General features: G+C 51.1%; 7 protein-coding genes. 4 read left to right on the plus strand and 3 right to left on the minus strand.

Features of this window, described 5'->3' with window-relative positions; all coding sequences use genetic code 11:
* A partial coding sequence (locus ACEW8P_RS21595; RefSeq protein WP_373515143.1) for an RES family NAD+ phosphorylase occupies positions 1–295 on the plus strand: 295 nt, incomplete at its 5' end.
* A gap of 450 nt (positions 296–745) precedes the next feature.
* Here ACEW8P_RS21595 and ACEW8P_RS21600 read toward each other — a convergent pair.
* The 3 genes from ACEW8P_RS21600 to ACEW8P_RS21610 all read right to left on the minus strand — a co-directional run bounded on the left by ACEW8P_RS21600 (position 746) and on the right by ACEW8P_RS21610 (position 2,965).
* Complete coding sequence (locus ACEW8P_RS21600; protein ID WP_373515144.1) at positions 746–1,144, minus strand: HEPN domain-containing protein; 399 nt, start codon at positions 1,142–1,144, stop codon at positions 746–748.
* Positions 1,141–1,458 carry a nucleotidyltransferase domain-containing protein gene (locus ACEW8P_RS21605; RefSeq protein ID WP_373515145.1) on the minus strand — a complete coding sequence of 106 codons (318 nt, stop codon included), beginning with the start codon at positions 1,456–1,458 and terminating at the stop codon, positions 1,141–1,143. Before ACEW8P_RS21605 ends, ACEW8P_RS21600 begins: the two co-directional genes overlap by 4 nt.
* 154 nt (positions 1,459–1,612) lie before the next feature.
* The gene (locus tag ACEW8P_RS21610; protein WP_373515146.1) at positions 1,613–2,965 is read right to left on the minus strand and encodes a M24 family metallopeptidase; all 1,353 of its coding nucleotides are present in this window, start codon (positions 2,963–2,965) and stop codon (positions 1,613–1,615) included.
* Between the two features lie 108 nt (positions 2,966–3,073).
* On the opposite strand from ACEW8P_RS21610, the gene ACEW8P_RS21615 reads away from it, so the two are divergent.
* The 3 genes from ACEW8P_RS21615 to ACEW8P_RS21625 form a co-directional block, all read left to right on the plus strand.
* Positions 3,074–3,253, plus strand: coding sequence for a hypothetical protein (locus ACEW8P_RS21615; RefSeq protein WP_373515147.1), 180 nt, complete (start codon positions 3,074–3,076; stop codon positions 3,251–3,253).
* A gap of 12 nt (positions 3,254–3,265) precedes the next feature.
* A complete protein-coding gene (locus ACEW8P_RS21620; RefSeq protein WP_373515148.1) occupies positions 3,266–4,084 on the plus strand; it encodes a hypothetical protein in 819 nt (272 codons plus the stop codon).
* 31 nt (positions 4,085–4,115) lie between these two features.
* A partial coding sequence (locus ACEW8P_RS21625; RefSeq protein ID WP_373515149.1) for a GDSL-type esterase/lipase family protein occupies positions 4,116–5,564 on the plus strand: 1,449 nt, incomplete at its 3' end.

Raw genomic sequence — 5,564 nt, forward strand, 5'->3', positions numbered from 1 at the left:
ATACTACCTGGTGACGTTAGAAGTACCTGATTCGCTCCGCCAATACCAAACCGACGAACTACCCGGAGGCTGGCAAGCGACGGGTGGGTCTCAGCCGTTGCCTTCCCAGACTTTTCTATTGGAATGGCTGCAAAAACCGGATAGCCTCGTCGTGGAAGTACCTAGCGTGGTGCTGCCGATTATGAAAAATTATCTAATTAATCCTCGACACGCGCTGTTTGTGGATTGTGAGGTAGTTGGTACGGAGTTGCTGGAGATTGATGGGCGGTTGTATGGGGCTGAGCGGTGTGAGTAGCGGTAGTTGGCAAGTCTGAGACTTTACATATGTTTAGCCACCAGTTGCAAACTGGCGGCAGCGGGAGACATACTTATAGCGTTTGTCGGGTCGAGATGGAACATCCACCCAAGATCTTCCACACTTCGGACATCCATTATAGTATCCCAGTTTTTTCTTCCATTGTGCTTTTGAATGACTTCCTTCCGCTTCGCTTTTTCTATTGGCGTAATTTCGGGCTCTTTTCTGACGACAAGTTTTACAATAACTGTGAATTCGACCAGTCGAAGCAGAAGTCCACGTACTCCAATTCGTCATTCCATATTTTTTACAAGGATTTAACATTTTTTGCCTGTACCTAAATTCAACACATCACACCTTCTTTCTCCCCCGCTGTCGCCCGTTAATACAAAAGAATTCGGCTTGATCGAAGCAGCCGTCTGCCTCTGGAATGATACGGACAAATTTGTCTTACTCATTTACCTTCAACAACTCTTCAATCTTATTAATCAATTCGTCGGCTGGTTCCAGCCAGGCCAACACCTCCTCTTCGGAAAATTCAAAGTAATCCTCATAGTCTCCGTTTTGCCTCATCGTGAAAATACTGGAGTAAAATTTACCAAGCTCTTTATCGACGATTCCTGTTTTTACAAAATGAAGACCGAACATCTGTCTCACCCCCGCATGAGTATTAGTGTTGATTTCGTGCTTGATTAGTAGCGCAATCACCGCGTAATAGCTGGCATAGTAAAGTCTGTTGACGGCGGTGTTCCACAGGCCGTTTTCTATTAGAATGGAAACCTCGTCAAACGTTTCTCTGGCGCGCTGAATGCGATACCTGGCTAATGCTTCCCGGTCTTTCTCTTTCATAATATCCTCCCCTCTCTGCTGACATTCTCGTAGAATGGTGTTTTCCCCTTTCGTGATTCCCAGTCCTTTTTTGACAAAACCATGGGGCTAATCAGCGTTCCGGTTTCAAACTCAATATCGTAAAGCGGGTAGGTTATTTTTTTCTGATCCATGCTCGTCACTTTTTCCTGATCGAGCAGTATCAACAGATCCAGGTCAGAGGCTTCGTTATGATCCCCGCGGGCGTAAGAGCCAAATAAAATCAACGTGGCCGTGGGAGCAGTCTTCTCGACCGTAGCCTTCACCCAGCTCAGCAAGTCTTTTTCGTTCTTCATAGTCTTACCCTTTGGTACTTGTTACTATCTTCTATCTTAATCCAACTTCAAGCAACGAAATCTACGCACGATTTACTACCCAACAGTCGCTCGGCCTTGCCGAATGGAGCGCCGCCCGGCAATAACTATCCAGTAGCGACACCACCCCAAGCCCTCACCGCACATACTCCAGCTTCCTCGGCACCGTCCAAATCTCTCGTTGTCGTCCGTCGATGTAACGGAAGCCTTTCTCGTCAAAGTACCCGTCTTCTTCCAGCATGATACGGATGGTTTTGTTCCATTCGTCGATTTTTACGGCGGCGTTGAGTTCGATGGAGTAGGCCGTGTTGGGGAAAAGCGGGTAGTCGCCCGGCCCTTTGATGCCGCCCTGCGCGTCCCACATCCCGATGGTCGGCCCGGCGGCGTGGCCGTGCAGACCGATGGGGTGCGTATAAATAGTACCGTTGATGCCCTCGCGCTCGGACTGCGCCAGGGCGTCGAGCAAGATTTGGTTGCCGGATTTGCCCGCCGTAAACTGCTCGGTCAGTATTTCCTGCAAGCGATTACCCTGCTGAAAGGCTTTTTGGAGGTAGTCGGGTACGTCGGTTTCGCCGGGTTTCAGGACGTAGGCGATTTGCTGCTGGTCGGTGTTGAGGCGCAGGTAGGTGATGCCGAAATCAGTATGGATCAAATCGCCGGGCATAATGACCTGCTGGCCGGGTCGCTTGGCGAAGGTGCGGAGGTGGTCGAAGTTGCTGGCGTCTGCGCGTTGGATGTCCACCGTCGGGTGAAACCAGGTATCCAGCCCCAAATCCGTGATGCGCTGGCGCAGGTACCACACCACATCGTCGGTGGTGGTCACGCCCGGCTGAATGACTTTTTCCGAAAAAGCTTCCTGAATAATCTGGTGCGACAGGCGGCAGATCATCGGGTAAATCGCCATTTCCTTCTCGGTGCGGGTTTCGAGCCAGGCTACGGCCAGGCGGTCGGCGGAGGTGACTTTGGCCTGGTATTCCTTGGGTAGTTTAGCCATGAACTCCTGTTGCTCCGTGTAGGTCAGGCCGTCGGCGTGGGCGTAGTTTTTGGAGTAGTTGAGGGCGATTTTCTTGGGGTTCTTCTCCTTAATCACCTTCACCAGCGCTTCCCACTGATCGGGATTGGAGCTGAGATCCCACTCGCCTTTCAGCAAAGTGCCCACATCGTAGCGGGCGATGGCCAGTTTAGCGAGCGGCTTTTCATCGCCGGGATCGTAGAATACCATCATCGTCCGCCGCCGCGCCGATAGCCAGGTGCTGGGCAGCATGGTGCGCATGACGGGGTCTTCGTTGTACTCGCGTGAGATGATGACCCACATGTCCACGCCCTCGCGGCGCATTAGCCGGGGCAGCAAATTCTCGAAGCGGTCTTCCAGAATGGCGTCCACAGCCTCAGCGCGCTCGCGCTCGGAAATGACGACGGGCAGTGATTGGGCGAATGCTTTGAAGGTAACAAATAGTCCGATTAGGAGTAGCGGTAGTTTTTGAAGCATGGAATTTAATGATGAGTGGGGGTGGTTGAGATTCTAAAAATAGGGCGGAATAACTTGCGGTTCAAATTTTTCGTTATCTTCACACAATCAATTCAAATTCACGCTGCTATGAAAGCACCAAGAACCAAATTAGTCCGGCAGATCCTAAGTGACCGCAAGCTTGCCCGGGAATTCATGGGGAAGGTGATGTTGGGCGCCAGATCGGACGAAAGCCAATATATCGAAGTCGATGGGAAGAAATACGAAATACTTTCTCTGCGCGCTTCTACCTCCAACCGCAAGCAGTAAAACGCCCGGCCAATGAACATTGCGTTTAGCGCTCTGGTCATCTTCTTCCTGCTCTTTCCCGGAATTATTTTCCGAATAGCTTACCTGGACGGCCCCTATAGCCGCCGTACGGTACAATCGTCTTTCGTGGACGAGTTGATTCTCTCTCTTATTCCTGCCTGTTTCATACAGTTTATCGGCTACCTTATCGTCGAAAATCTAGGGGTAATTCCTGTCGAAGTGGACGAGAAATTGATCTACCAGCTCATTACCGGACAGCCAGCCATCGACTTCTCCAACATCGAAACTGGGCTTAAAGGGTTTCTGGAATACCATTTTCTCGTGTACGTAGTGGCATTTGCCGCCGGAAAACTGATCCGCAGGATCGTGCTGGACAGAAAGCTCGACTATAAGTACCACTTTCTGAGGATTCACAATGAGTGGTATTATTTGTTGACGGGCAGGTTCTACATATCCGATCTTATGTCTGAAAACGCGGGAACCGATGTCTATGCAGACGTACTGGTAGAAACAAATGAAGGGAGTTATCTCTATTCTGGTCTTATCAAGGATTTTTTCTTGTCCAAAGACAATGGCCTGGACCGGATTTACTTCGAAGAAATATTCAGGCGTAAGCTGGAAGGCGACTTGGCGGATCAGTCGGATCCGATGATGCAAAATGAAAAGGTCGAAAAATGGCTGGACAGTCGGTACTACGAAATGCCGGGAGATATTTTTGTCATTCCATACTCTCAAATCAAGAACATCAATGTACGATACTTGTATTTCAAAGCGGTCGAGGTAGAAATTGAAGCAGGGGGAAATTCGGATACTGACAAAGAAATAAGTTAGTAAACTACCGCCCCCGATTTCTTTTGGTACAATGAAAAGAAATCCTGCCGTTAAAATTTTCCTCCTCGCCCTTTCGCTTGCCACTTGCACTGCCTTCGCGCAAGCACCCGCCGAAACTACCTCTTCCTGGAAGGGTTTTGAGAAAGTAGACTTTCCCTTTGAAAACACCACGGCCTACTATGTCAAACCGGAAAAGCCGCTGCCCGGAAATCCGTGGGTGTGGAGGGCGCACTTTCCCAACTTCCACGCCGAGATGGACAGCCTGCTGTTAGCGCGGGGTTTTCATGTGGCCTATGTCAACACCAATAATCTGTTCGGTCATCCAATGGCTATGCAGGTGTGGGACAAGTTCTATGACTACCTCACGACACAGAAAAATTTCGCTCCCAAAGTAGCCCTGGAAGCCATCAGCCGGGGCGGACTGTACGCCTACGGCTGGGCCAAGCGTAATCCCGATAAGGTGACTTGCATTTACGCCGAGGCGCCCGTCTGCGACCCCAAAAGCTGGCCGGGCGGCAAGGGAAAGGGTCAAGGCTCGCCCAAAGACTGGGAACGTTGGCTGGAACTGAACGGCCTGACCGAAGCCACGGCAACCGAATCCACGGCGGGTACATTCACCGATATTCCTTTAAATAACTTGGAAGGCATGGCGGCTTTCAAGATTCCGGTGCTGCACGTCGTCAGCTTGCAGGACAAGATCGTTCCGCCGGAGGAGAATACCTTTCCATTAATCGAAAAGTACCTGCGGCTGGGTGGCCCAGCGGCGGTTTATCCCATGTCACGCGGCGTTCAGACGCTGGAAGGTCATCATTTCGTAATTGAGCACATTGACCGCTGGGCGGATTTTATTCAGCAACACAGCTATCCGGTCGAAAAGCCGCTGGCGCGGTCGGCCTACGTGCAAGCCAATCGCGGCTTGGGAACGGCTTTTGCCAAATTTGAAAATAAAAAAGAGGGTACTGTGGCCTTCCTGGGCGGTTCGATTACGTACAACCCAGGCTGGCGCAACAAAACGGAACAGTACCTGCGGGAGCTTTTTCCCGAAACTAAATTCACCTTCATCGCCGCTGGCATCCCGTCGCTGGGCAGCACGCCGCACGCCTTTCGCTTTGGCCGCGACGTGCTGGCAAAGGGGACGCCCGATTTACTTTTTGTGGAAAGTGCGGTCAATGACCGGAGCAATGGTTTTTCGGAGAAGGCGCAAGTCCGCGCTTTGGAAGGGATTATGCAGCAAGCTTATGCCGCCAACCCGGCCATGAACGTAGTATTGATGGTCTTCGCCGACCCGGACAAATTCGGTGATTATGATGCCGGGAAGAAACCCACAGAAGTGGAAGTACACCGAAAAGTGGCGGCGCATTACGGCGCGGCCTTCATCAATCTTTCGCAGGAAGTTTATGATCGGGTAGAGGCGGGGGAGTTTTCGTGGGAATACGATTTCAAGAATCTTCACCCTTCGCCCTACGGGCAGGAGGTGTAT

It is taken from the genome of Persicitalea sp. (assembly GCF_041751555.1).
Taxonomy (GTDB): Bacteria; Bacteroidota; Bacteroidia; order Cytophagales; family Spirosomataceae; genus Persicitalea.

Coding starts and splice junctions, on each gene's coding strand:
- ACEW8P_RS21600 (WP_373515144.1), bottom strand. CDS start 1,144: ATGAAAGAGAAAGACCGGGAAGCATTAGCCAGGTATCGCATTCAGCGC.
- ACEW8P_RS21605 (WP_373515145.1), bottom strand. CDS start 1,458: ATGAAGAACGAAAAAGACTTGCTGAGCTGGGTGAAGGCTACGGTCGAG.
- ACEW8P_RS21610 (WP_373515146.1), bottom strand. CDS start 2,965: ATGCTTCAAAAACTACCGCTACTCCTAATCGGACTATTTGTTACCTTC.
- ACEW8P_RS21615 (WP_373515147.1), top strand. CDS start 3,074: ATGAAAGCACCAAGAACCAAATTAGTCCGGCAGATCCTAAGTGACCGC.
- ACEW8P_RS21620 (WP_373515148.1), top strand. CDS start 3,266: ATGAACATTGCGTTTAGCGCTCTGGTCATCTTCTTCCTGCTCTTTCCC.